At 41.7% G+C, this 23676-nt stretch carries 24 protein-coding genes; 21 read left to right on the top strand and 3 right to left on the bottom strand.

Going from position 1 to position 23676, the window contains the following annotated elements; translation table 11 throughout:
* Window positions 1–8: 8 nt before the first annotated feature.
* From ACL8WY_RS05155 to ACL8WY_RS05065, 19 genes are all read left to right on the top strand, one after another.
* Entirely contained in the window at window positions 9–1526 is a 1518-nt protein-coding gene (locus ACL8WY_RS05155) for a RagB/SusD family nutrient uptake outer membrane protein (protein WP_436517358.1), read from the top strand.
* Window positions 1527–1601: 75 nt separating this feature from the next.
* On the top strand, window positions 1602–2276 hold the full coding sequence (locus tag ACL8WY_RS05150; protein WP_436517357.1) for a hypothetical protein: 675 nt from the start codon (window positions 1602–1604) through the stop codon (window positions 2274–2276).
* 251 nt (window positions 2277–2527) lie between these two features.
* Window positions 2528–2707 (top strand): hypothetical protein, encoded by a 180-nt coding sequence (locus tag ACL8WY_RS05145; RefSeq protein WP_436517356.1) that lies wholly within the window; start codon window positions 2528–2530, stop codon window positions 2705–2707.
* Window positions 2708–2908: 201 nt separating this feature from the next.
* On the top strand, window positions 2909–3733 hold the full coding sequence (locus tag ACL8WY_RS05140) for a mechanosensitive ion channel family protein (RefSeq protein ID WP_436517355.1): 825 nt from the start codon (window positions 2909–2911) through the stop codon (window positions 3731–3733).
* Window positions 3734–3775: 42 nt separating this feature from the next.
* A complete protein-coding gene (locus tag ACL8WY_RS05135; RefSeq protein WP_436517354.1) occupies window positions 3776–4351 on the top strand; it encodes an RNA polymerase sigma factor in 576 nt (191 codons plus the stop codon).
* Window positions 4335–4556 carry a hypothetical protein gene (locus ACL8WY_RS05130; protein WP_436517353.1) on the top strand — a complete coding sequence of 74 codons (222 nt, stop codon included), beginning with the start codon at window positions 4335–4337 and terminating at the stop codon, window positions 4554–4556. The genes ACL8WY_RS05135 and ACL8WY_RS05130 overlap by 17 nt, the downstream gene beginning before the upstream one ends.
* A gap of 64 nt (window positions 4557–4620) precedes the next feature.
* Window positions 4621–5430 (top strand): mechanosensitive ion channel family protein, encoded by an 810-nt coding sequence (locus ACL8WY_RS05125; protein WP_436517352.1) that lies wholly within the window; start codon window positions 4621–4623, stop codon window positions 5428–5430.
* Complete coding sequence (locus ACL8WY_RS05120) at window positions 5427–6239, top strand: CBS domain-containing protein (protein ID WP_436517351.1); 813 nt, start codon at window positions 5427–5429, stop codon at window positions 6237–6239. The genes ACL8WY_RS05125 and ACL8WY_RS05120 overlap by 4 nt, the downstream gene beginning before the upstream one ends.
* Before the next feature lie 11 nt (window positions 6240–6250).
* Window positions 6251–7558 (top strand): magnesium transporter, encoded by a 1308-nt coding sequence (mgtE, locus tag ACL8WY_RS05115; RefSeq protein ID WP_436517350.1) that lies wholly within the window; start codon window positions 6251–6253, stop codon window positions 7556–7558.
* Window positions 7559–7591: 33 nt separating this feature from the next.
* Window positions 7592–8470, top strand: coding sequence for a 30S ribosomal protein S6--L-glutamate ligase (gene rimK, locus ACL8WY_RS05110; RefSeq protein WP_436517349.1), 879 nt, complete (start codon window positions 7592–7594; stop codon window positions 8468–8470).
* A gap of 27 nt (window positions 8471–8497) precedes the next feature.
* Window positions 8498–9457, top strand: coding sequence for a succinylglutamate desuccinylase/aspartoacylase family protein (locus tag ACL8WY_RS05105; protein WP_436517348.1), 960 nt, complete (start codon window positions 8498–8500; stop codon window positions 9455–9457).
* Window positions 9458–9500: 43 nt separating this feature from the next.
* Window positions 9501–10061 (top strand): hypothetical protein, encoded by a 561-nt coding sequence (locus ACL8WY_RS05100; RefSeq protein WP_436517347.1) that lies wholly within the window; start codon window positions 9501–9503, stop codon window positions 10059–10061.
* Between the two features lie 8 nt (window positions 10062–10069).
* Window positions 10070–10513, top strand: coding sequence for an ATP-dependent zinc protease family protein (locus ACL8WY_RS05095; protein WP_436517346.1), 444 nt, complete (start codon window positions 10070–10072; stop codon window positions 10511–10513).
* A gap of 33 nt (window positions 10514–10546) precedes the next feature.
* The gene (locus ACL8WY_RS05090) at window positions 10547–11395 is read left to right on the top strand and encodes a transglutaminase family protein (RefSeq protein WP_436517345.1); all 849 of its coding nucleotides are present in this window, start codon (window positions 10547–10549) and stop codon (window positions 11393–11395) included.
* 109 nt (window positions 11396–11504) lie between these two features.
* On the top strand, window positions 11505–12173 hold the full coding sequence (locus ACL8WY_RS05085) for a hypothetical protein (protein ID WP_436517344.1): 669 nt from the start codon (window positions 11505–11507) through the stop codon (window positions 12171–12173).
* 12 nt (window positions 12174–12185) lie between these two features.
* Window positions 12186–13517, top strand: a complete 1332-nt coding sequence (locus ACL8WY_RS05080; protein ID WP_436517343.1) for a hemolysin family protein — start codon at window positions 12186–12188, stop codon at window positions 13515–13517.
* A 616-nt stretch (window positions 13518–14133) separates the two neighbouring features.
* Entirely contained in the window at window positions 14134–14376 is a 243-nt protein-coding gene (locus ACL8WY_RS05075; protein WP_436517342.1) for a hypothetical protein, read from the top strand.
* An 18-nt stretch (window positions 14377–14394) separates the two neighbouring features.
* Entirely contained in the window at window positions 14395–16074 is a 1680-nt protein-coding gene (locus tag ACL8WY_RS05070) for a proton-conducting transporter transmembrane domain-containing protein (RefSeq protein ID WP_436517341.1), read from the top strand.
* Window positions 16075–16085: 11 nt separating this feature from the next.
* A complete protein-coding gene (locus ACL8WY_RS05065) occupies window positions 16086–18548 on the top strand; it encodes a YbcC family protein (protein ID WP_436517340.1) in 2463 nt (820 codons plus the stop codon).
* A 468-nt stretch (window positions 18549–19016) separates the two neighbouring features.
* On the opposite strand, the gene ACL8WY_RS05060 is transcribed toward ACL8WY_RS05065, so the two are convergent.
* From ACL8WY_RS05060 to ACL8WY_RS05050, 3 genes are all read right to left on the bottom strand, one after another.
* On the bottom strand, window positions 19017–19496 hold the full coding sequence (locus ACL8WY_RS05060; protein ID WP_436517339.1) for a YybH family protein: 480 nt from the start codon (window positions 19494–19496) through the stop codon (window positions 19017–19019).
* Between the two features lie 153 nt (window positions 19497–19649).
* Window positions 19650–19853 (bottom strand): helix-turn-helix transcriptional regulator, encoded by a 204-nt coding sequence (locus ACL8WY_RS05055; RefSeq protein WP_436517338.1) that lies wholly within the window; start codon window positions 19851–19853, stop codon window positions 19650–19652.
* Between the two features lie 1000 nt (window positions 19854–20853).
* Window positions 20854–21873 (bottom strand): metallophosphoesterase, encoded by a 1020-nt coding sequence (locus ACL8WY_RS05050; RefSeq protein ID WP_436517337.1) that lies wholly within the window; start codon window positions 21871–21873, stop codon window positions 20854–20856.
* A gap of 221 nt (window positions 21874–22094) precedes the next feature.
* On the opposite strand from ACL8WY_RS05050, the gene sqr reads away from it, so the two are divergent.
* Together sqr and ACL8WY_RS05040 are read left to right on the top strand one after the other, a co-directional pair.
* The gene (sqr, locus tag ACL8WY_RS05045) at window positions 22095–23354 is read left to right on the top strand and encodes a type III sulfide quinone reductase, selenoprotein subtype (protein WP_436517336.1); all 1260 of its coding nucleotides are present in this window, start codon (window positions 22095–22097) and stop codon (window positions 23352–23354) included.
* Window positions 23355–23365: 11 nt separating this feature from the next.
* On the top strand, window positions 23366–23674 hold the full coding sequence (locus ACL8WY_RS05040) for a TusE/DsrC/DsvC family sulfur relay protein (RefSeq protein WP_436517335.1): 309 nt from the start codon (window positions 23366–23368) through the stop codon (window positions 23672–23674).
* Window positions 23675–23676: the final 2 nt, after the last annotated feature.

Below are 23676 nucleotides of genomic sequence, written 5' to 3'. Positions count from 1 at the left end.
ACGTAATTATGAAAAGTATTTATAAATATTTAACAGCAGTTCTTTTGATAACCTCATTTGGGTGTCAGGAACTTGATATTGAAAACCCGAATGACCCGGATACTTCGCTTTTGGATGAAGATCCACAATTGATTTTTGATCTTGGGACAGGAGCTATCGCAGGTGTTTGGGATGCCTATACTGCCAATGATGATGGTAGTTTTTTTAATGCAAATGTTCACATGGCCTGGACGGCAGATCATACATCAATGTCCAACAACTTCAGATCCATGTGGTCTCAGTTTAAGGTGGAGCCGAGGGTTCAGTTCAATAACAGTTTGACTTTTCCGGACCTTGGATTATCGTCTAACCCATGGGCTGACTGGAATGCATCGATTGCCCAATCCAATATTGTGATAGCAGCTGTCAGTGCAATACCTGCAGCTGATAGAACGGAAGCACAGATTGGGGCGTTAGGAATAGCGTATTTGGCAAAAGGAATGGCTTATGGCCATCTGGCTAATGTATATGATCAGGCGTATTTAGAAGGTGATAATGTGGAGCAAGGAACCCTTGCCGGATATGGCGATATCTTACCACTTAGCGTGAGCGCTTTGGATGCGGCCATCGACATATTCGATAGTGGTATTTCTTATACATCACCTGCAGGCGCATTTAATGGAACCACATATACGGAAGCTCAGTTGAGTCAAATTGCCAATACCATGGCAGCACATTTTATTGTTTCAAATGCAAGAACCCGTGCAGAAAACAATGCAACTGATTGGAGTGCCATTAGAACTTACGCTCAAAATGGGATCAATTTTGATTTGATTGTAACTGATGATGGAACGATATTCTCTCATGATTTTTACTGTCTGTCTGGGCTTTTCTGGTACTTCAGGATAGATCATAGGGTTTTGAGAAGATTTAATTCTACATATCCAAAAAGATTTCCACTGGAGCCTAGTGCGGTAATTGCAGAAGATGTTTTAACAGGCACTGGCTACAACGGAGATCAGCGATTGGGTGAATACTTTGCCTATAGCAATGATCTTTCATTCTTTAGGCTGGAAAGAGGAGCACAGCTTCGTACTCACTATTGGCAGGGAAATATTAATAACTTTTTTTCCAACGATAATTGCGTTGGAGATGTGGCCTATGCCAAAGGTTATATGAATGATCTGCTTTTAGCGGAAGCAGAAAACGAACTAGGCAATACGGCAGCTGCTATCGCCATCTTGAATGACCCGGCGAATCCTCGTGTAGCTATTGGGGCATTGCCGGATGTTGCTGCCTCGGCAACTCAGGCGGAAGTGAGAGATTTGATCTTTGCCGAAAGAGACATTGAGCTCGGTAGGACATTGTTTGGATTGGAATTGTTTGATATGAGAAGGCAAGATGCGCTTCAAATTGGAACAATTCTTCATTTTCCGGTTCCTGCTGATGAATTGGCCATTCTCGAAATCGACACTTATACGTTTGGTGGAGTGAACAATGCTGATGGAGTAGACACGGCAGACGGCTCAAATTCTTGGCTTAATTAATAATTGGTACGCATTTTCAAGGTTACTGTCAGTCGACAGTAACCTTGTTTTTTTTAAGCATTTAAACTAAAATAGATGAAGAGTAAATTCATACCATTTTTGATAGCGATCAGTTTTTTTAGCTGTCGGGAAAACACCAAAATCATCTACGAAATCCTTGATAACACCTCCCCAGATAAGGTGTCTCTTTATGAAATAAAGGGGAAAGAATTAAAGCCACTTGGCGACTTTGTTTACGACAAATACAATTCGTATACAATTTCTAAATCCGGTCTTGAATTAGGGCTTTATAAGCTTGTTAAGCACTATGGGACGACTAAAAAGTCAATCAATTTTATCTGTCAAGGAAACCCTGGTGTAGTCAGCATAATAGATCGCGGTGACTCTCTTTTTGCCTATGGATCATATGAAACTGAGAGGCTTTTCAAAATATTAAATCATACAAGAGGATGCGATGCACGATATTTCAAACTTCAGAAAGAAATGGTCAACAATGCGATGGATACAGAACGAACAAGAGCGCTTCTTGAAGATGAAAAGACCATCGCCAATACTTGCAGAACTGACTTGGTCAATTTTATAAGATCAGATCTTTCGAGTATTGCATCGCTTTATGCTGTAGACTTTCTGGATCCTACCCTTCATTCAGAATTGATTGATTCTGTAATTAATGAGTCCAGAAATAAACACGGGGAACTTTATCTCCATGAAGAACTTAAAATCAGGCTTTCATTGAGCCAAAGGGATTGAGTCATTAATCATCACTGAGTAAAGCAAAAAGAAAATGTTCAGTATCCCTTTTTCGCACTATTAAAACAGACACAGAACGTATAATTAGGTTGTGAAATAAGGTCAGTTAAATAAATGATTAGGTTACTTTTTTATAAGATGATTCAAGATCTTTTTCACGGGGATAATTTGAGTATCCTCTTTAAATGCTCTTTGCAACCAGCAGGAGTGGGGCCGATTTTTGTCGGCCCTTATTTTAACAATTTGTAATTATGAATATAAGAATAGGAGACATTGTAGAAAGTGACTATGGAAAGGGTGCCATAGTTGCAATTACTAAACAGTGGATTATTCATAACAACTCACTTAATAACGATGAGAGCAATGAATTTGCGCTGTTGATAGGGGAGGATGAATATACTGTTTTGGATATTCAATTTTCTGAAGCTTAAAGCAATACTGTCAGGAATTAATAATTCTGTCAATTTCACTTTCTATCAATCCGATTCCGAAATGGATCGGATTTTTTGTTACCAGCCATTACTAAGACTGATTAACTCTGTTTACCAAGAGTTTGAATAACTTCTTGATGAAATGTGACTTTATCCCCAAAACAGAGTCATAAAAACACCCTTTAATTAAATACAAAAATCATGGAAAAAATTACTGATCTAACTCAAGTCGGCTTTCAATCTCTCGTTGCTTTAGGTGAAAGCTTCATGTCAGCACTTCCTAATATTTTGGGTGCACTTTTTCTATTACTTCTTGGATGGGTGATCGCTCGGATTACCTCATACATTGTAAGGAAGACATTAAAGGCTGTTCGATTTGATAAATTATCTGAAAAACTCAAACTAGATGAATTGCTAAGTGGAACCAGCTTGGAGATCACGCCTTCCAGAGTGGTTGGAAAATTTGTCTATTGGGTAATCATTTTACTCTTTTTCGTAACAGCATCTGATACACTTGGCTGGACGGTGGTTTCAAGATCAATTAGTGATCTTATATCCTACCTTCCTCAATTATTTAGTGCCATTGTGATTTTTGTAGTTGGTTTTTATATAGCCTCGTTCGTTAGAAAGGGTTTAAAGGGTATCTTAGAATCACTCGGTGTTTTATCCTTTCGAGCCATTAGTGGATTCGCATTTTACCTCATTTTAGTTATTGTCACCATTACTTCTCTCAATCAGGCCGGTGTAGATACGGCGCTGGTCACTTCCAATGTGACCATTATTATTGGCGGCATCATTCTGGCTTTTGCTGTTTCTTTCGGACTTGGGTCCAGGGACATACTCACAAACATTCTCTCCTCATTCTACACTAAAAACAACTTTAAAGCAGGACAAGAATTGGAAATGAGTGATCTCAAAGGAACCATTCAAAAGATTGATATTACATCTTGCACTCTAAAGACCAGTTCTGGGATAGTGATTGTTCCTGTTAAAAGGTTACTTACCGAAACTGTCAAACTAAAGTAATTCGCGTTACTAACCTTATCATCTTACCTCGACCCACTGCAATTGAAATTCCATGAAAAACATGAGTTAGGTAGTTTCCCTGATGATCGAATCATCGATCTGCTTCTGGAAACCAGACACTCTGGATACTTCGAGGAGCTATACGATAGGTATGCATTAAAAGTCTTTCAGAAGTGTTTGAGTTTTACCAAAAATGAGGAAGAGGCTAAAGATGTAGCACATGATGTAATCTTAAAGATCTACCTCAAACTTTCAGGTTTCAATAAAAAATCAAAATTCTCAACCTGGGTCTATGCAATCACCTACAATCATTGTGTAGATCATCAGGCAAAGCAGAAAAAAATGATGAATATGGCAGAGGAGATACGACTGGAAGAAGAAAGTGATCTAAATAAATCACCCACTGACACTGAGATATTGGGCCTGAGTGTAGAGACACTGTATTTGTTGTTGGAAGAGCTTAGCCCTACCGAGAAGTCACTTTTGTTAATGAAGTATCAGGACGGATTTTCGATTAAGGAAATAGCTGAATTAACAGGTTCTGGTGTCAGTGCTGTGAAAATGAAATTGAAGAGGACAAAAACTAAACTAATGGATATCTATGGACAAGAAAAATAATCAGATTCCAGAGGAAAATGAGCGACTGAATCCTTTCAAGCTCATAAACAATGTGGAGAAGCTACCTCCCAAATTAAAGGATGAGGTGATGGCAACCATTAACTCGGCTCTTCTGCTTGCCGATGTTGGTAAACTATTTTCAGTAGATATGGCGCGCTCAGCCGGTAAAATGGTAGATCCAAGTCCCGATAAGGATGAATCATAAATAATATGTGACTTTTCTTACGATCGGGAGTCATAAGTGTGCAATTGAAATTAAACCCACACATATGAAAGAAGAAATAGACTCATTCCTGAGTGGTTTACTTTCTGGTTTTACTGATTTGCTGCCCCGATTGATCATGGCTATTGTTGTCATTCTTATCGGCTTTGTAATCGGAAAGCTTGTTAAAAAACTGGTTCGTCGTTTAATTCTTTTCCTAAATAAAAGTCTGAATGAACGACTTCAGGAGAGAATGTTAAATGTAGATTTTAAAGGCTCCGCGACATTTATAGCTGCCACTTTTTTCTGGATCATCATTACCATTTCTGTTCTGATTGCAATCCGGATTCTGAGCCTTGATTTTTTTAGCGAGTGGTTTGATAAAATTGTGAGTTACCTCCCAAACATTTTGGTAGCGGTAGTTATCATTTTTATCGGACTTGTTGCCGGAAGACTCCTTGGAGACCTCATTCAGTCAGCGGCATCCAGAACAGGCATTGCCAATGGTAAATTTTTAGGAAGATCACTTCGGTATTTGGTCATATTTATTGCGATTGTCATTGCTGTCGGGCAATTGGGAGTGAATATCATCTTCCTTACAAACCTTTTTATCATCATTCTCGCCTCTTTGTTGTTTGGTGCCTCACTTGCATTTGGATTAGGAGCAAAAACTTCAGTAAGCAATATTCTTGGATCTTATTATGTGCGAAAGTCTCATCAGTTGGGAACCACCATCATGCTGGGCGATCTTGTCGGCACCATAGTTAAAATCACAGATCATGCCGTATCGCTGGAGACAAATACTGGATTAGTGGTAGTTCCGGCTAAAGAATTCAACGAAACCAGAATTACCATCATCAAAGATCAATCAAAATGAATAACGACCAACTCCTGATCGATCAGTTTCTCTCCAGCCATCCTGAAATTGCGATAGCTGCAATTAACGAGCTTGAAACTGAGGAAATTACCGTATTGATTGATTCTTTAACACTCGATCAATCCATGGTTATTTTGTCACGATTGCTTCCCTACAAATCGGGTAAGGTATTGGAAAAGATAACACTTGAGCGAGCAGTAGCCTGTATGGATCATCTGTCCCTTTCGAATGCTGAAGCAATTCTGAGGATATGCGAGAAATCAATAAGTACTCAAATACTAAATAAAGTTCAACCAGAAAGAGCTAAAAACTTAAAGCGTGTACTTGCCTTTGACAAAGATCAGGTAGGCGCCCACCTGGAACCCTATGTTTTTACGCTCCCGGTAAACATGAAAATAGAAAAAGCATTGCACCTTATTAAGAGTAGCAAAGCTGTTGTCAAACCACATGTCTTTGTCCTTGATGATGAGAAAAAACTTGTTGGATATCTGGAGGTGAATGAGCTGATCACGAATGATCCAAACAAAACAATTCAAATAGTGATGAATAAGGTTTCACGGACAGTCTTTGCTGATATGAGTGCAAAGGAGCTACTTGAAAATTGGGATCATGCATTCATTGACTTGCCGGTAGTGAAAGTAAATGGAGAATTTATTGGGACCGTGTCCAGAGTCTCACTATCTGAAGTTAAATCTGGTAAAACGACAATAGACAACTCGGCAATAAAAGCAGGAAATGCTTTGGGCGAGCTATTTACAATTGGGCTGACAGGCCTGCTTGGGAGTGCAGAATCAAACCTAAAACCTTAATAGCAAGAGCCATGGAACTAACAGAGATCAAAAGCAGACTGGTAGATAAATACATTCAATTATTTCCAGAGGAAGTGGCAGCAACGTTCAATGCTTTCAGCCCAGAAGAAATCGTAGAATATCTAAAGGATCTACCATCAGATGCTACAGAGGAGTTGCTAACCAATCTTAGCCCAGATGTAGTGGCCAGTGTAATAGAAAGCATGGAAGAGAGTGCCTTTTTATCTGTTTTTGATGCAATTGATCCATACTTAGCAGCAAAACTATTATCACGTACCAAATCATCGCTTTTAGAAAAAAGACTAGGACTCTTTTCAGAGCGAAAGTCAAAAAGTATTCGGGAGATGCTTTCTTATCCTCCTGAGGCTGCCGGCTTCTTGATGGATACTCGCATCATTACTTTCCAGCCGGAAAATACGGTGGATCAGGTATTGAATAAGCTGAGATCGATTGGGGATAAGAAAATGGTGAATCTCTATGTAACAGATAGCAAGGGAAGACTACTTGGAAAAGTGTTCATTCAAACCATTGCGATATCAACACCAGAAACGACATTGGATGAATTGGTGGTTCCATGTGAAAGTGTGTCAGTAATGTCCCCGGCAGAAGAAGTTGTGAAGCTTTTTGAAGAAGGTAAAATCATTAACCTGCCTGTGGTAGATATTGACAATCATATACTCGGAATCATTCGTAACAGTGCCTTAGTAGCTGCTACTCAAAAAGATGCTTCTGAAGATGTTTTGGCCATGTTTGGTGCAGGCAGAGAGGAGCGAGCCTTATCAACTCCATTGTTTGCTGTGAAGAAAAGACTTCCTTGGCTTCAGATTAATCTTGCTACAGCATTTCTGGCAGCATCAATAGTGGGTGCTTTTGAGGAAACCATTGCTCAGGTCACTGTATTAGCAGTATTTCTGCCGGTAGTTGCTGGGCAATCAGGTAATACCGGATCTCAAGCACTGGCAGTTACTATGAGAGGGCTCGCTTTGAGGGAAATTCAAACGAGTCAATGGTGGAAGGTAGCTCGTAAAGAAGTAGCTGTGGGTTTTATCAACGGGATAGCTGTAGCACTCACTACATCTGTAATAGCCTATTTCTGGGCATCCTCTTTTGGTATTTCTCTGGTCATTGGAACTTCCATGATACTATCGATGGTCATCGCCGGATTCTCCGGAGCGGTCGTCCCAATCATACTAAAAGCCTTTGGGCAAGATCCTGCTCAGTCTTCTTCGATTGTTCTTACCACAGTCACAGACATCATGGGATTCTTGAGTTTCCTTGGGTTAGCAACCTTACTTGGATCAGCTCTAGGAATATTTTAAATAAATCGAATTACTAATTCAAAACTATAAACTATGAAAATCGCAGTTCTTTCCAGAAACCCTAAACTCTATTCAACCAGACGATTGATCGAAGCAATCGAACAAAAAGGTCACGAAGCAATGGTGGTGGATCATCTAAAGTGTGACATTGTCATGGACGATTCGGGTCCTGTGATTTATTATAAAGGAGACAAACTTGATAACATAGATGCTGTTATTCCAAGAATAGGGGCATCAGTGACCTTCTATGGTACTGCCGTAGTTAGACAGTTTGAAATGATGAAAGTTTTTACGGCTGTTGAGTCACAAGCTATCACCAGATCTAGAGATAAGTTGAGAAGTCTTCAAATTCTGTCACGTTCTGGTGTCAGAATGCCTAAGACGGCATTTACCAACAACAGCAAGGAAGAAAATAAGATACTGAAACACGTAGGACACGCTCCAGTGGTGATTAAACTCCTTGAGGGAACTCAAGGCTTAGGAGTAATGCTGGCTGAGACAGACAAAGCGGCAACATCGGTAGTAGAAGCTTTCGATAGCCTAAAGACAAGAGTAATACTACAGGAGTTTATCAAAGAGGCAGGAGGTGCCGATATACGCGTATTTATAGTAAATGGCGAAATCGTTGGAGCCATGAAAAGACAAGGTAAAGAAGGTGAGTTTAGATCAAATCTACATAGAGGTGGACAAGCCAATTTGATTGAATTAAGTGCTAAGGAAAAAGAGACGGCTCTTAAAGCAGCTGAAAGTATGGGACTGGCGATTGCTGGTGTGGATATGCTGCAATCCGAACGTGGACCTTTAGTGCTGGAAGTTAATTCCTCTCCAGGTTTAGAAGGAATTGAAAATGCTACCGGAGTTGATATTGCTGGAAAGATTGTTGAATACATTGAGCAAAACCACGCTAAATAACGATTACTAAAAGATAAGCAAAGCTTAATGGAGGATTTTAAAATAGCTGGTCAGATTGTTGAGCCCGGGAAAGAAAAACAGATTCTGGCCACTATCTCTCGTCTACCAACAAGAACACAAATTGATATACCCATAGTGGTTTCTCGTTCCAAAAAGCCAGGCCCAACCCTTTTACTCATGGGAGGAATGCATGGAGATGAAATTAACGGGGTGGAGATTGTTAGGCGAATAATTAGTCAAAAACTTAATAAAGTGGAAATCGGAACAACTATATGTATCCCAATCTTAAATGTTTATGGATTTCTCAACTTCTCCAGACAAGTCCCAGACGGAAAAGATGTCAATCGCTCATTTCCTGGGACAAGAAGTGGTAGTCTAGCGAGTCAAATAGCATTCCATTTTAGGAATGAAATTCTGCCGTTGATAGATTTTGGGCTTGATTTTCATACGGGAGGATCGCGTATCAACAATTTTCCACAAATAAGGGGTCAAATGGATGTAGATGAAAACCTTGCTTTGGCAAAAGCCTTTGGTGCTAAATACATCATTCATTCACCTTTTCGAGATAAATCCTTGCGGAAGGAGGCTGCCAAAAGAGGAAAGCCCATTCTTGTATATGAAGCCGGAGAATCGCAACGTCTGAGAAAGAACTCTATTGACGAAGGTGTGAACGGTGCTTTGCGAGTGATGAAGTATTTGGGAATGAGAAAAGATGCTCCTGAGCCTGTTTACCAAAGTATTCGTATTAGCTCTTCTTCATGGCTTAGATCAAAAGCTGGAGGATTATACTATTCTTTTGTTCGGCCTGGAGAATCAGTCGAAAAAGGGCAAAAAGTAGGAATCATAGCCGGACCTTTTGGTGAATTTGAAAAAAGCGTCAAAAGCCAATTTAACGGACACGTTATCGCTGTTAACAATAATCCTGTCGTGAACAGAGGAGATGCATTAATGCACATTGGGAGAGAAACTGAAAATATCACATCATAAAAACATTTTTAACAATCATTTTAAACCATAAACAAAAGAAATCATGTCAAACATTTTATCGAAATTAGTAAACGGAGTAAAGGGCGGAGTAAAAGGAGCTCTGTCCGGAACAGCAGATTTAGGAAGTTCAATTGTCGATTCTGTTAAAGAACTGGCAGTAACGACAATTAAAAACACTTCGGATTTAGTTGTAAAAGGGATTCAAATACCAGCATCAATCGTTCAGGGAGCTTTTGAGGGGATTGGATCGATTGGAACCAGTGCTATCAAATTAGTAAAGGGTATCGTTGATGGAGCCATTCAAGGAGCCATGGAATCAGGTGTAGATCAAAAAGATGCCGTTGAAGGATCTGTAAAGCAGGCCATTCATGCAGCAACAGATCTTGGGATCAATGTTGGTGAAGTTGCTGTGGAAGCAGTTAAAGGATCAATTAGTGGTGTCAAGCAAGTAGGTGGAGATACCGTAGCGGCAACAAAGAATTCGATCATTGCAGCACTTGAAGCAGCCAAAGACATTGGAGGCGAAGCGATGGACAGTGTGAAAAAATCTTTGAGCGAAGGAGTAGAAGGTGCCACCGACATTTTAGATGAGATAAAAAAGTAATTTTATACGTGCAAAAGAAAACCATAGGGAGTGTAGATAGAGTTGATCTACCTCTCTTTAATCTACAGAACATTGAAGCAAAAATTGACACAGGTGCAAACAGGTCAGCTATCCATTGTTCTCACATTGAAATCCTAAAAAAAGATGGCGTTGAAGAACTCAATTTTCACATTCCTTTGGACGGAAGCAAAGGGTCTCATGTGTTTCAGTCTCGGGATTTTTTCAAGAAGAAAATAAAAAGCTCGAATGGTCATTCTGAGGAGCGGTACATTATCAAAACGGTAGTTGTCCTGTTCGGCAAGAGAATCAAAGCATCTTTCTCACTCACAGATCGGGCAGAAATGAATTACCCTATTCTTTTAGGCCGAAAACTCTTGAAGTCTAGGTTCATAGTGGATGTGGATGAGCAATATCTTTCATTTAAAGCGAAGCAAGACACCAAACTAGTCTAATTTGCTAAGTGACTGAAAATAGATAGAGCTTGAATGCAGCTAACAATCAAACACAATACCATTTATCAATTTGATGAGGCCGTTTTTCTTGAGCCACATTTTTTGCGCTTTAAACCCGCATGCGATCCCTACCTGACCATTACAGACTTTCAGTTAAATGTAAGCCCACAACCAATCGGTATCTCAGAACAAATGGATGTGGAAAACAATGTGTTCCATTTTTGCTGGTTCGAGGGTCTTCATAAAGAGCTTAAAGTTTCTGCGGAGGCCAGGATTATTACTGAGCCATTTAACCCATTCAATTACCTCATCTATCCTGCTAGTTTCTCTCACATACTTTCCTTCGATTACCCGGATCATTTAAAGAACTTACTTCAGCCCTCGCTCACATATTTGGAGCTTTCCAAAGAGATGAAGGCCTACCTGGACGACTTGATGGAAATTGCCGGCACGGAAACTTCTGTATTCATCTTAGAACTCACTAAGGAAATTCATAAAACATTCAAGGTAGAAAGCAGAGAAGAAGGAGATCCTCGATTGCCAAAAGAGACCTTTAAGCTGAAGAATGGATCATGCAGAGACCTTACGTGGATGCAAATACATTTGTTAAGGCACTTAGGGATTGCTTCTCGATTCGTGAGTGGTTACTTCTATCTAGACGCAGCAGAACCAGCTTTTGAACTACATGCATGGCTGGAAACTTACATACCGGGAGCAGGTTGGATCGGCTATGACCCAAGTCATGGAATAGCCGTTGGGCACACGCATATCCCGGTTGCCAAGTGTGCTCATTATAAAAACACCATGCCTATTATAGGAACCGTAAGAGGAAAGGGAGTGGCTAGCTTAAATTTTTCGCTGGAAATAAGTCTGGACGATTAATAAATTTCAAGCATACGTTCAAAATAGCTATCGCTTTCAGGCTTCATCCATCTCCTTTTTTGTGACTTTTTTAAAATAAGCAGTCTCAATGGGGAGAGAATATTTGTAAATGAAGATAACATACGAGGTGAAGGTGCGATCCTTCGAGGAAGTTCATGAATTGCCCAATTCGTGGAGTAATGAGGAATTCAAAGAAATTCTGGAAGAAGCCGATTTTGATGATGTGGACGAGCTTGATCCTGATGAGCTTAGGAGTTATACAATCATGGCTTTGCAGGAACTTGAAGCAGATGAAGCTGCAGAATTAGTCTTGAATTACAAACTTGGCGACAAGCTAAGTAAAGGACAAATACAAAATCTATCAAACGAAATGATGGATGAGAAACTGTGGGAAGAGTACACAGACATCAACCTTCATAATGAACTATACGATTGTTCAGTTCTATTGAAGTGGGCATTCCCCGGGAGATTTCCGGAGACTGATGCGGTAAAATGCACTATTGAAGTGGCATCTGGTAGCCTTGAGCCTTTAGCCGGAATCAACAAAACCTTTCTCACAAGACTACTCGCACAAGGTATGGATGACCATGCCATAATTAACAGATTGTTTGACAAGCAGGTAAATGGAGCCCCTTTTCCAGAAGCGGAAGGAATCATCTGGCAATTCGAAGCTGCAGAGTCGCTAGATAAAACTTTGATAACCATTTATTCATCCAACTATTGGCTACATTCAATGGACGAAGTGGACCATTATGTCTCAGAAGCAATTTCACATTAATCATCTAACAGAATGGAAGCAGAACCTAACTATACCATGGATGGGATTAAGATTGGCTTAACCGTCATTTTTATAATCCTAAATGGCTTTTTCGTTGCAGCAGAATTTGCTTTAGTAAAGCTTACGAAAAGCAAAGTCAAGAAAATGATCAGAGACAAGCAGCCATTTGCGACCACTGCTATGTGGTTATTCAAGCGGCAAAATCTTGCGCTCTCAGCATGTCAGCTTGGTATTACCATGGCATCACTTGCATTGGGCTGGATAGGTGAACCTGCCATTGCTCACCTGATCACACCCCTAATACACGACCTGGGTATCAACTCCGAAAATGTGGTTCATGGAATTGCCTTCACTATTGCCTTCACTACAATTACAGCATTCCACATTGTCATAGGAGAGCAGGTCCCTAAAATCTATGCGATTCGAAAACCCGAGCCCGTCTTCCTGGGTTCTGCCTTGCTATTGAAAGGATTTTACATGGTCTTATACCCTTTCATGTATGTGCTCAACGGAATCACTAACGTCATTTTGAAATGGTTGGGAATTGATGAATCCGATGAACATGATACACCTCTTTCCGAGGAAGAGATTCAGGCTTCCCTAAGTATTGCCTACGCTAAAGGGGAATTGACCAAGAATGAACATCGTTTGCTCAATGCAGTTTTTCGCTTTGATGATACGGTGGCCAGGCAAATCATAAAGCCAAGAAATGAAGTTGAAATCCTTGACGTCAACGATTCCTTCCTCAAAAACCTTGAGTTTGCAAAAGCATCCAGACACACCCGCTTCCCACTATGCGATGACTCCTTGGATAAAGTTTTGGGAGTAATTCATATAAAAGACATTGTAGGATATAATCAAAATGATACGGTAGATCTAAAGGCAGTGGCAAGGCCCACCATGATGGTACCCGAAAACATCTTGCTTAGCAAACTGCTGCAGGAGTTCAGAAGTGCACGTCAGCACCTTGCTTTTGTGCAGGACGAATACGGGACTGTTCTTGGCATTGTCACCTTAGAAGATTTATTAGAAGAACTGGTGGGGAGTATGCAAGATGAATTTGATGTGGAAGAGCCGGAGATTACCGAACAGAAAGACGGAAAAATCATTGCCAAAGGAGATGTTCATATCGATGATATCAACGAACGATTCAAGCTAAATCTTAGTGCCGAAGATGCAGACACCTTATCAGGACTAATCGTGGAAAAAGAAGGCCATAAATTGGAAAAGAATAAAAAAATCGAATTGGACGAAGGAGTCCAGGCAGAAATTCTTGAAATAAATGGAATTAGAGCTGTCAAAGTACTGATCGAAATTGAGGAAAAAAATGAGAAAGATCAGTGATAACCTTCTGGCCATTTTAGGTGACTCAAAAAATAGTTTATCCTACCCTGTGACTTTTAAGAGGAGATAAAGTCATAAGAGTAATAATGACCAGACAAATACATAATAAGAAAATCAGCAAGCTAGCGCTTGAATTGAATTTTCTGATTTCCGTTTTACAGAACAGAACTATCCAGATCGGTGACTGAATAATAAAATCATACTTCAAAAGGATTGATACGATCAAACAAGAAATGATTTCACTGGGCTTAAAAGCAAAGTGATTTACACCAGTCATTACTAAACAATCGATCGCATAATCGATTTTCTACCCCTTCAGCTACCAACCCCTTTTATTCCAATCAGATTTCTTTAACTGGATATTTAAAAAATATTCAGTTAAAGAGTATCTCGTTGATCTTTCCGTAAACCCCTGTATTTCAGGTGTGTTAAGCCAATCCCGTAATTAATAAAACGCCCAATACATTAATTAATATTTATGTATATCATAATATAATTAAATAAAAATTAATGAATCATGCATTCTAAATTCGTGGTTGGAAATAATAAAAAAGTGGAAATCACTGACACAGACAAGCTTTAGGATATCCAACTCTTGAAACAAAAACACAGAAACATGAAAAACTTAAGATTTCTTTTAATAGGTGCAGTTGTCGGAGGTGCGTTTGGTGCCAAAGTTGGCGGGTACCTAGCCAAGATTTTAGAAGTGCCGGCGACATACAACTGGATCGAGTCAGGATTCATTTATGGAGTTCTTGGCGGCACGCTAACGGTAGCATCATTCCTGATTGCATTTGCCATTGCATCTTATCAAAAACAAATGAACGCTTATTCCCCGGGGAATATGGCCAACGCTTAAAGTTCACAACAAACAAAAATGAATATGCAAGCATCCATGCTCACACTTATTCCACTGATCGCGCCCGCACTCTTATTGATTTATGCAGGCGCATTGGCGACATCTACCAACAAATCTCAGGTCTCCAGAGCTAGAGGAGAAGCAATTGCGGTAGTTGGAATCATCATCTCCTTGGTAAGTGCCATATGCGTCTACCAGTTCGGAATGATGCAATCAAGCTTACTTGGCTGGCAAGGACTCGGATTTGCGCTGAGACTCGACGCGCTTAGTATCTCCATGTTTGCAATGATCTCCATACTTGGATATGTCATACTTAGGTATAGCGCAAACTACATCGATGGAGAAAGTAGAAAAGCTGTGTTTTTCAGCAGATTGGCCATTACCATCGCTTCGGTAGAGCTGCTGATCCTGTCGGGAAACTTGTTTCAGATCTTGTTTTTCTGGGTGATCACCAGCATGTGTCTGCACTCATTGCTGGTATTCTACAGAAGTAGACCGCAAGCCATAGCCGCAGCTAGAAAGAAGTTTGTACTGGCTCGACTGGGAGACCTGAGCTTGCTCGCAGCAGTGGTCTGCATCTACATGTCGATCGGATCGGGTGATTTGCAAGTCATTTTTGAAGCTACCCAAGCTGCCAATTTCGCAATGAATGGGTTGCTCATTTCAGCCACGATCTTACTAGTGATCACAGCAATGCTCAAATCAGCTCAATTCCCCACACACGGATGGCTGATCGAAGTAGTAGAAACCCCAACACCTGTATCTGCTCTGCTTCATGCAGGACTTTTAAATGCCGGCCCATTCCTGATGGTGAGAATGAGTTTCCTGATGATTGAGTCGACTTCAGCATCACTGATGCTCATCATCATAGGTGGATTGACTGCCTTATTTGCATCGGTTGTCTTCCTCACCCAGCCTTCAGTAAAAGTGGCACTTGGGTATTCCAGTGTGGCACACATGGGATTTTCACTGCTCATCTGCGGATTCGGCGTGTATGCGGCGGCCATATTGCATGTAGTCGCGCACTCATTTTACAAAGCACATTCATTCCTATCCTCCGGGAGCGTAGTAGATGGGGTTAGATCTCGCAAAGTATCATTACCGGCACGTAAAGGAAGTATGCTGCGAATAGCCTTGAGCATAGCGATGGCACTGGGTACCTACCTCTTGTTTTGTGAACTGTGGGGAATCCAGATCGAACAAAATTTCAACCTTGTGGCGATTGGCCTCATCATCGTGATGGGCTTAAGTCAGCTGCTGGCCGCTACCGTTGATACCTCCGGAAGAACCAAAACAATCATGCTCACTATAGGCATGACACTTCTTGTCTCACTGTCCTTTTTCACCCTGGAGCATGGCGCAAGATCAATCCTGGGCTCACAAATTCCTGAACTACAAGAGCCAGTTGCACTTATAAGCTCGGCAATTACGGCACTTCTGGTGTGCTATGCTACAGTGATTCTACTGCAGCTGGTATCACCTCGAATGAAGTCAAGCGGATTTGCCTACCGATTAGGTATCCACTTAAGAAATGGATTTTATGCCAATGTGATTTTTGATCGCATGATCGGATCACTGAAAAATGAAAAATTCAAATGGGCAAACCTGACGGTTGAGGAAGAGGAGGAACAGCCCGAGGAGAATAGGTCTTCAAGTAATACACCCTTGCATCGTACAGAAATACTACTCAACAATTAAATCAAAAAAAATTGACAACACTAGAAACATCCACTCGACAAAAAGTGAAGGAGCTCCTCGCAAGAGGAACGAAAACGATCGCTCCACTTTGGTCTCTTGAAAATTTCGTGGCGGTGAACCCATACATGGGCATGTCTGCCATGGATTTTGAGGAAGCGATGAACTTCCTGAATAAGAGCGGTGGGATTGCACCCACTTTGCCACTGAACTTCTTCAGAGAGGCGCTCCAGGCAGGAAAGCTGAAAAAGGAAGACATAGCGGAGGCACTACATGTCAGCCAGGGAAGTGACGCGGAGGAAGTAGACACCTTTATTCAGAAACTGTACGAGGAGCAGGAAACGGACGAATCGGCGCAAATCAAGACGCTGGTGGATGTGGCGAGTGAAATAAACGGGAAGAAGTGGAAAAGATTCATGGTGGATCGGATTTCATTGTGGGCATCTGCCTATTTCGATGACAAGCAAGCCACCTGGAAGACCACTCAAAAAACAAGCTCACTATTCAAAGCCTGGAAGCAGGAAGCAGAGATCGATTTCAGTCCGGAAGCTATGGGGTTGAAAGGCTTTAGAAAGCAGATCAAAGCAATGCCGGGAGATCACCTGCTGGCCGCAAAAGAAGCGTTGGATACGCTGGACATACCGGAAAACATGCTGGATCATTACCTCAGCAGCTTGCTGCTGAAAATGAACGGATGGGCAGGATTTGCCGCACGAGTTGACTGGGATGCCAGGCTGCAAGGGCGAGAAAGCAATGCATTGGAAGAATTTCTGGCCATTCTCCTGGTATGGGAGGTGAGTCTGAAGAAGCTGCTCAACTATGCAGACCTGGAAAATCACTGGCGACAGGCAAAATCCGAATCCCTGGGAATGATTGCCTTGGGAGACATGAACGAATCACTGACAAGGCAACTGATCTTGCAGCAAGCGTATGACCTGGCTAATCAGCGACAGATCATCGCATCCATCAACAATCAGGAACCAACGGAAAAGAAAGAGAAGACTCCTCAGGTTCAGGCGGTGTTTTGCATAGACGTACGGTCAGAGGTGCTGCGAAGAAACCTTGAAGCCGCACACAAGGACATTGAAACACTGGGATTCGCAGGATTCTTCGGATTTCCGGTCAAATACAAACAACTGGGGCACGAAGAAGGCACGGATCAATGCCCGGTTCTCTTGACCACCTCTCACACCATCAATGAGCGGATACCTGATCTAGAGGCAAATACCAAGGCAATAGATGGGCGTAAATTTTGGGCACACTTTAATAAAGCCATAAAATCATTCAAATCCGGAGCAGTTAGCTGCTTCAGCTTTGTCAGCCCGCTGGGGCTCTTTTTTCTGCCGAAACTTATCGCAGATTCATTCGGCATCACCCGCCCAGTATCTCACCCCGACCGATCAGGTTTGTCGAAGCGGCAGATCGCTGATAAAACGGTGGAAATCGAATTTGAGATGATCACATCTGAAGCCACAGGAATTCCATTGAAGGAAAGTATCAACATGGCTGCTTCGGCACTCAGAGGGATGTCGCTTACAGAGAATTTTGCCCCGATCGTCCTCATTGCCGGGCATGGCGCGACGACCACAAACAATCCACACGCTACTGGCCTGGATTGTGGCGCATGTGGCGGACATTCAGGCGAATCCAATGCGAAAGTTGCTGCAGCCATCCTGAATGATAAGCGAGTGCGTGAAGGATTGAAAGCGCACAACATAGACATCCCGAACTCGTCGGTCTTCATGGCAGGGTTGCACGATACGACCACAGACAATGTCACTGTGTTTAATCCTGAGAACATTACCTCCTGGCATGCCGAAAATTTAGCGGAGCTAAACCAGGCATTGGCGATAGCCGGCGAGGCTGCAAGAAAAGAGCGAGCCAAACGCATGAATATTCAAGGTGGCGACATCAGCAAGCAGGTCATTCAGCGAAGCAAAGATTGGTCTCAGGTACGTCCTGAGTGGGGTCTGGCAGGATGCTCTTCCTTCATCGTTGCTCCCAGAGAACGAACAGCTGAGCTAAACCTCGGAGGAAAATCCTTCATGCACAATTACGCCTGGAAGAAGGACAAAGGCTTTGGCGTACTCGAGTTGATCATGACTGCACCAATGGTGGTGACCTCATGGATCAACCTGCAGTACTACGCTTCCACGGTGGACAACAAGCGTTTCGGATCAGGCAACAAGACCCTGCACAATGTGGTAGGAGGTATGGGAGTGCTTGAAGGATTTGCAGGCGATCTGCGAGTTGGCCTTCCGATGCAATCGGTACATGACGGACAGCAATATCAGCATGAGCCGCAGCGCTTGAATGTGATCATCGAAGCGCCGGTGGATGAGATGAGCAAAATTCTGGAAAAGCACGAGTCCATTCGCCAACTGTGCGACAATCAGTGGATCTTCCTTTTCGCCATGAATGACAAAGGAAAAGTAGCATATAGATATATAGGAGATCTCCAATGGGAGGTGGTTTAAAATAGGTAAGTTTTAAAGCTCTTCAGCGAAAAACCGGTCCAGTGGATCGGTTTTTTTGTTGCCGATCAGCTTGTCATGCCGGACTCGATCCGGCATCTTCAGCCGGTATTTTGCGTAAGCTACCCCAAGTGTCTCACAATGGCCACAAGCTGCAAACTTGCGGCAGCAGGGGAGGAGTTTATGCATTGATGTAAGTGCTTTATGCAACGATGTAAGTCCTTCATGCATTGATGTAAGTCGTTTATGCAACGATGTAAGTGCTTTATGCACGACTGTAAGCCCTTCATGCATTGATGTAAGTGCTTTATGTATGACTGTAAGTCGCTCATGCAACGATGTAAGTGCTTTATGCACGACTGCAAGGGATTCATGCAGTGATGTTGCTGGTATCCTGCGGTAAAAGGTTTGTACGGATGGACCTAAGAGGGGACAGGAAGCACAAGTTATAAACTTGCGCTAGTGGAGGAATTAATGCTTATTGGTTTCAATGCTTCTCGCATCTGAAATAAGATGGGCCACGATAGTCCACTCACCATTGTTTTGGAAAAGTCGGTGATGAGTTGTAAGTCTGGGGCCAAGCTCAGTATTGTCATTCAATTTTTGTCCCTTTCTAGAAATCGTAGATACGACCAATATCGTCTTCTCAGAGATATACTTGAGCTTCAAAGAGGTTTGTTCGGAATCTCCTGCCATTACAAAATCCATATTGAATACACGTGTTAGATACTTTTCGATCGCTTGTTTACCTATCATACTAAAGCCGAATGCATTGGTGAAATCAGCATCGTCGGAATACCATTTTGCAGCTAAAACAGGATCTTTAATTTTCCATGCTTTGTTCCAGTCTTCGACTTGTTGAACAATTTGCAGGCTGTCTTCAGAACTGATGAACTGTGCGCTCAGCTGAGAAAAAACGCCCAGTAGTAGAATGAAGGTTAATGCTTTCATGATTTTTGTTTTTGGTATCGTATGATTAGTGGCTTTCTATTAAAGATAAAGTAAAATGTGCCTTATTTATAAAACAAGAAGACGCTTTCGCTTAGCCAAGGTTTGTGTCTTCACGAACCTCAAGCCCTAGCTAGTGCAAGCGTCCGCTTGTACTCACCTAGTACTCACCAACAGCTCCCGAATATCCTCTTCTAGTATGTCCGCGATACGCTTAAGGTCTTTGAGGTGAGGCTGTGATTTATTGTTGCAGATGGCAGTCATTGCAGTGGTGCTGATGCGCATTTGTTCTGCAAGCCATTTCTGGGATTTGCCTTTGATTACAAGTATCTCTTTGATGCGATTAATGCGCTCTTCCATATCCTAAAATGGGCGTTCAGAGTGCAAAAACGTAAGATCAACTTATATAACCAAAAGGTGTACTTGAGGTATATTAAGAATAAATTAAAGTAATTATTATGTATCAAAAAGTTTTAATTACTATTATGTAAGTTGAACTTATATAAAATAAATATTGAAAAATACTTCTAACTCTTGCCAGCTCTCAGAACAACTACAAAACCTCTTCACAGCCTCACCGCCTGCCGAACTACGCAAAAGCCTTCTGCGTGTCTACCTGCAATACATCGTCTCCGAGCATGAAACCCTGCCGTCAGACTTTGAGTCCATCGCCTGTGACTTCCAGCTTATCATCGAGTTTTTGAATGAAGCAGAGGAGTTAGTGGGTAGTGATTAGTGGATTGGTGATTAGTAGGTTAGTTAATTAGAGGGTAGCGGTTGGTAATCTCCTAACTAGCGCAAGCGTCCGATTGTGTTTGTTTACTCACCAACTCCCTAATATCATTATTTCTACGAATTGCATCTTGAAAAAGTAAAAGATGTAGGATTAAAAGCAAACTAAGGAAGCATTTGCTATGGCGGATGTTTAAAGAAGCGGCAGTGATGCCGCTTTTTTTTGTCCATCGTTACTTAGAATTGAGGCTTTACATCGATAGTACGAACAATGCTAATCGAAAAATTGGACTGGTTGGGAAGCCTTCATTATTGGGTAGTCGAGATTATTTTTCCGAATAAGAGACAATAAATAGTATTGCGCACTATGAGCGTTGAGCAATTACTGAAACTAAAATTGAGCAGAGGACAACTTGTCTTGATTCATCTTTTGTCTGGTACCACAATTTGTGGCGCTTACCTTGGAAATTATAACGAGACAGAATTTGATTTTGAAAATCATAGAAATGGTTCGGTAGAGAAAATCAAATTGTCAGAAATTGAATCCTTGGTCATATAGGATCTCGTTTGCGCATACTTGTAATCAGTGAATTCGTAATCAATATTTCAAACAGCAACCTTTTTTGATTTACTCAAACTTCAACTTTTCTCCATCCTTTGTGCCCCGGTAGTAGCTATCACCACTCAGAAAAAGCACTTCCCCATACTGACCTTTTTTGATGCTGGAGTCCACGCCAAATATTTTGTTGTCAAACAGGCTCACCACCTCATCGTTGGAGCAATGACCTACTACGACATGCTCGCTTGTGGTCCGATTCAATACACTGTCAATGGCCTGATCGGAAAGCTCTCCATAGAAATACCCTCGATACCAAATCGGCCCTGAACTCCCGTAATACGTGCTGTAGAAGTCAGAGGCTTTCATTTCATCTTTACTTCGATCGATCGACTTGCGCATCGTCTCATTTATGTTTTCAATATCGAACCCTACACTGGAAAGGAAATCATTGGAGATCCCGCCATGCACAAAAACATGCTCGTTGATCTTTACAATCGTAGGCTTGGATCTCAACCATCTTCCCAGGATGGTATTGCTGCCAAAGAGGTCGTCATAATCCATGTCGAGAAGCATAGATACAGTCTCATACTTTTCGTGCAGATACCTCAGGTCTTTGTGAAGCACCATATACTCATGGTTGCCAAGCAGAAAATGCACAAAGCCACCTGCTTCTTTTGCTTGCTTTTCGAGCCTATATACCAACCACAGCACTTCAGTCACCTGCGGCCCACGATCAAAAATATCGCCGGCGATGACCATATGACCATTTCCGAAATCCCAGTTTAGCTCCTCATCGATAATTCCATTGTTTTGAAGAATTTCAACGGCCAGATCATACTGTCCATGAATATCACTGAGCGCCACGATGTTTGTCACATCAGTAAAAATCGACTTTTGAGGCGCATAAGATGTCTCGAAAGCATCTAGAGCCAGTGTAGTGGAAAGCACTTCACCGGCTTTTACATTTTTCACCATCAATTCATCATCTGCTATGAAAATGTAAGGTCCATCATTGATGGAGACATCCTGACTGAAAAGACCATGTAGTGCCAGGGTAATGGCACAAGTGAGAAGGAATGCTTTTTTCATAATAGTGGTAATCAGATAAAGCTGATTTTTGGAATATTTGAATGGTTAAGATTAGCGGATTCTTTTGCAAAAAGATAAGCGATAATCGTTTAATCCACCTTTTGTAACAATTGTTACATAACTCCCCAATCCGAACAAACCTCACATGGTCCACTGATTTAGGTCATTCAAATCGTCCCCATTCTGGTCTTAATTTGAATGAACAATCAAAACCAAGTGCCATGAAAAATTTACTAATACTGGGAGCCGGATCAGCCGGTACCATGATGGCCAATCATTTGAAAACGCGATTGCCCAAAGCGTGGGAAATCACTATCGTTGATCAATTTGAAAAGCACTATTACCAACCTGGATTTTTATTCCTTCCTTTTGGCATATATGAGGAAGAGGATTGCTACCGATCCAAAGCTAAATACATTCCTGAGGGTGTCAATTATGTCCAAAAATCGATTGATATCATTCAGCCTGAACAGCATCAGGTACGACTGGGAGATGGTGAGATCATAAGTTATGATTTACTAATCATTGCTACGGGATCTCGGATTGCACCAGAGGAAGTTGAAGGCATGAATGGTTCTGAGTGGAAGAAGTCCGTTTTTGATTTTTACACATTTGAAGGAGCCAGCCAGCTCAGGAAGAAGCTGGAAACGTTTGAGGGAGGCAAGCTGGTGGTTCATATAACGGAGATGCCTATCAAATGTCCCGTGGCACCTCTCGAATTTGCATTCCTCGCAGATTGGTATTTCAAGGAAAAAGGCAATAGGGATAAGGTGGACATTACATATGTCACACCTTTAGATGGGGCCTTTACCAAGCCAACTGCTGCATCCACATTAGGGCATCTGCTCGACGAAAAGGGAATAAATATCGTTCCGGATTTTGCGGTTGCTTCCGTGGATAATGAGAAGAAAAACATCGTGTCCTGGGACGAAATAGAAGTGCCATTCGATTTACTGGTGACAGTTCCTACCAACATGGGAGATGATGTCATTCTAAGGAGCGGTATGGGTGATGACCTGAATTTTGTGCCCACCAATAAGCATACGCTACAGTCTGATGACTATGAAGATGTATTCGTTATTGGCGATGCGACCAATTTGCCTACATCCAAGGCCGGATCAGTCGCTCATTTCGAAGCAGAGGTTTTGACAGATAATATACTGCACTATATCAATGGCGAAGAGTTGGAGCCGGGGTTTGATGGACATGCCAATTGCTTTGTGGAGACGGGATTTAACAAAGCCATGCTGATTGATTTCAATTACGATCAGGAGCCTGTTCCCGGAGTATTTCCGATCAAAGGGATTGGTCCCATGAAATTACTGAAAGAGAATAAAGTCAACCATTGGGGCAAGCTGGCCTTCCGATGGGTGTACTGGAACATGTTGATGAAAGGAAAGAAGATTCCATTCATATCACCTCAAATGTCCTATGATGGCAAAGAGATAAAATCAAAAGAAAAATTAACTGTAGCTGAATAAACACTAAGAAAATGGAAACACTAATTGCAAATAGACCAGTGGAAGTAAATGAGCAAGGATACCTGTTAGATATGGATCAATGGGATAAAGAGATTGCAAAAGAGATTGCTGCGGAGGAAGAAATTGAACTGACCGATCGTCATTTTGAAATTTTGCAGTACCTCCGAGAGGAGCAAGTAAAAGGCACAGCCCTGACCATAAGGCGAATTGGTAAATCCGGGATTGTAGACATCAAAGAATTCTATCAATTATTCCCCGGTGGACCGCTGAAAAGAGCCTCTCGCATCGCGGGAATTCCTAAGCCTGCAAGTTGTATATAAAC

Source organism: Ekhidna algicida (assembly GCF_051379705.1).
Taxonomy (GTDB): domain Bacteria; phylum Bacteroidota; class Bacteroidia; order Cytophagales; family Cyclobacteriaceae; genus Ekhidna.
Note: the sequence above shows the minus strand (reverse complement) of the source record. Positions and strands in the feature narration are given on the sequence as shown.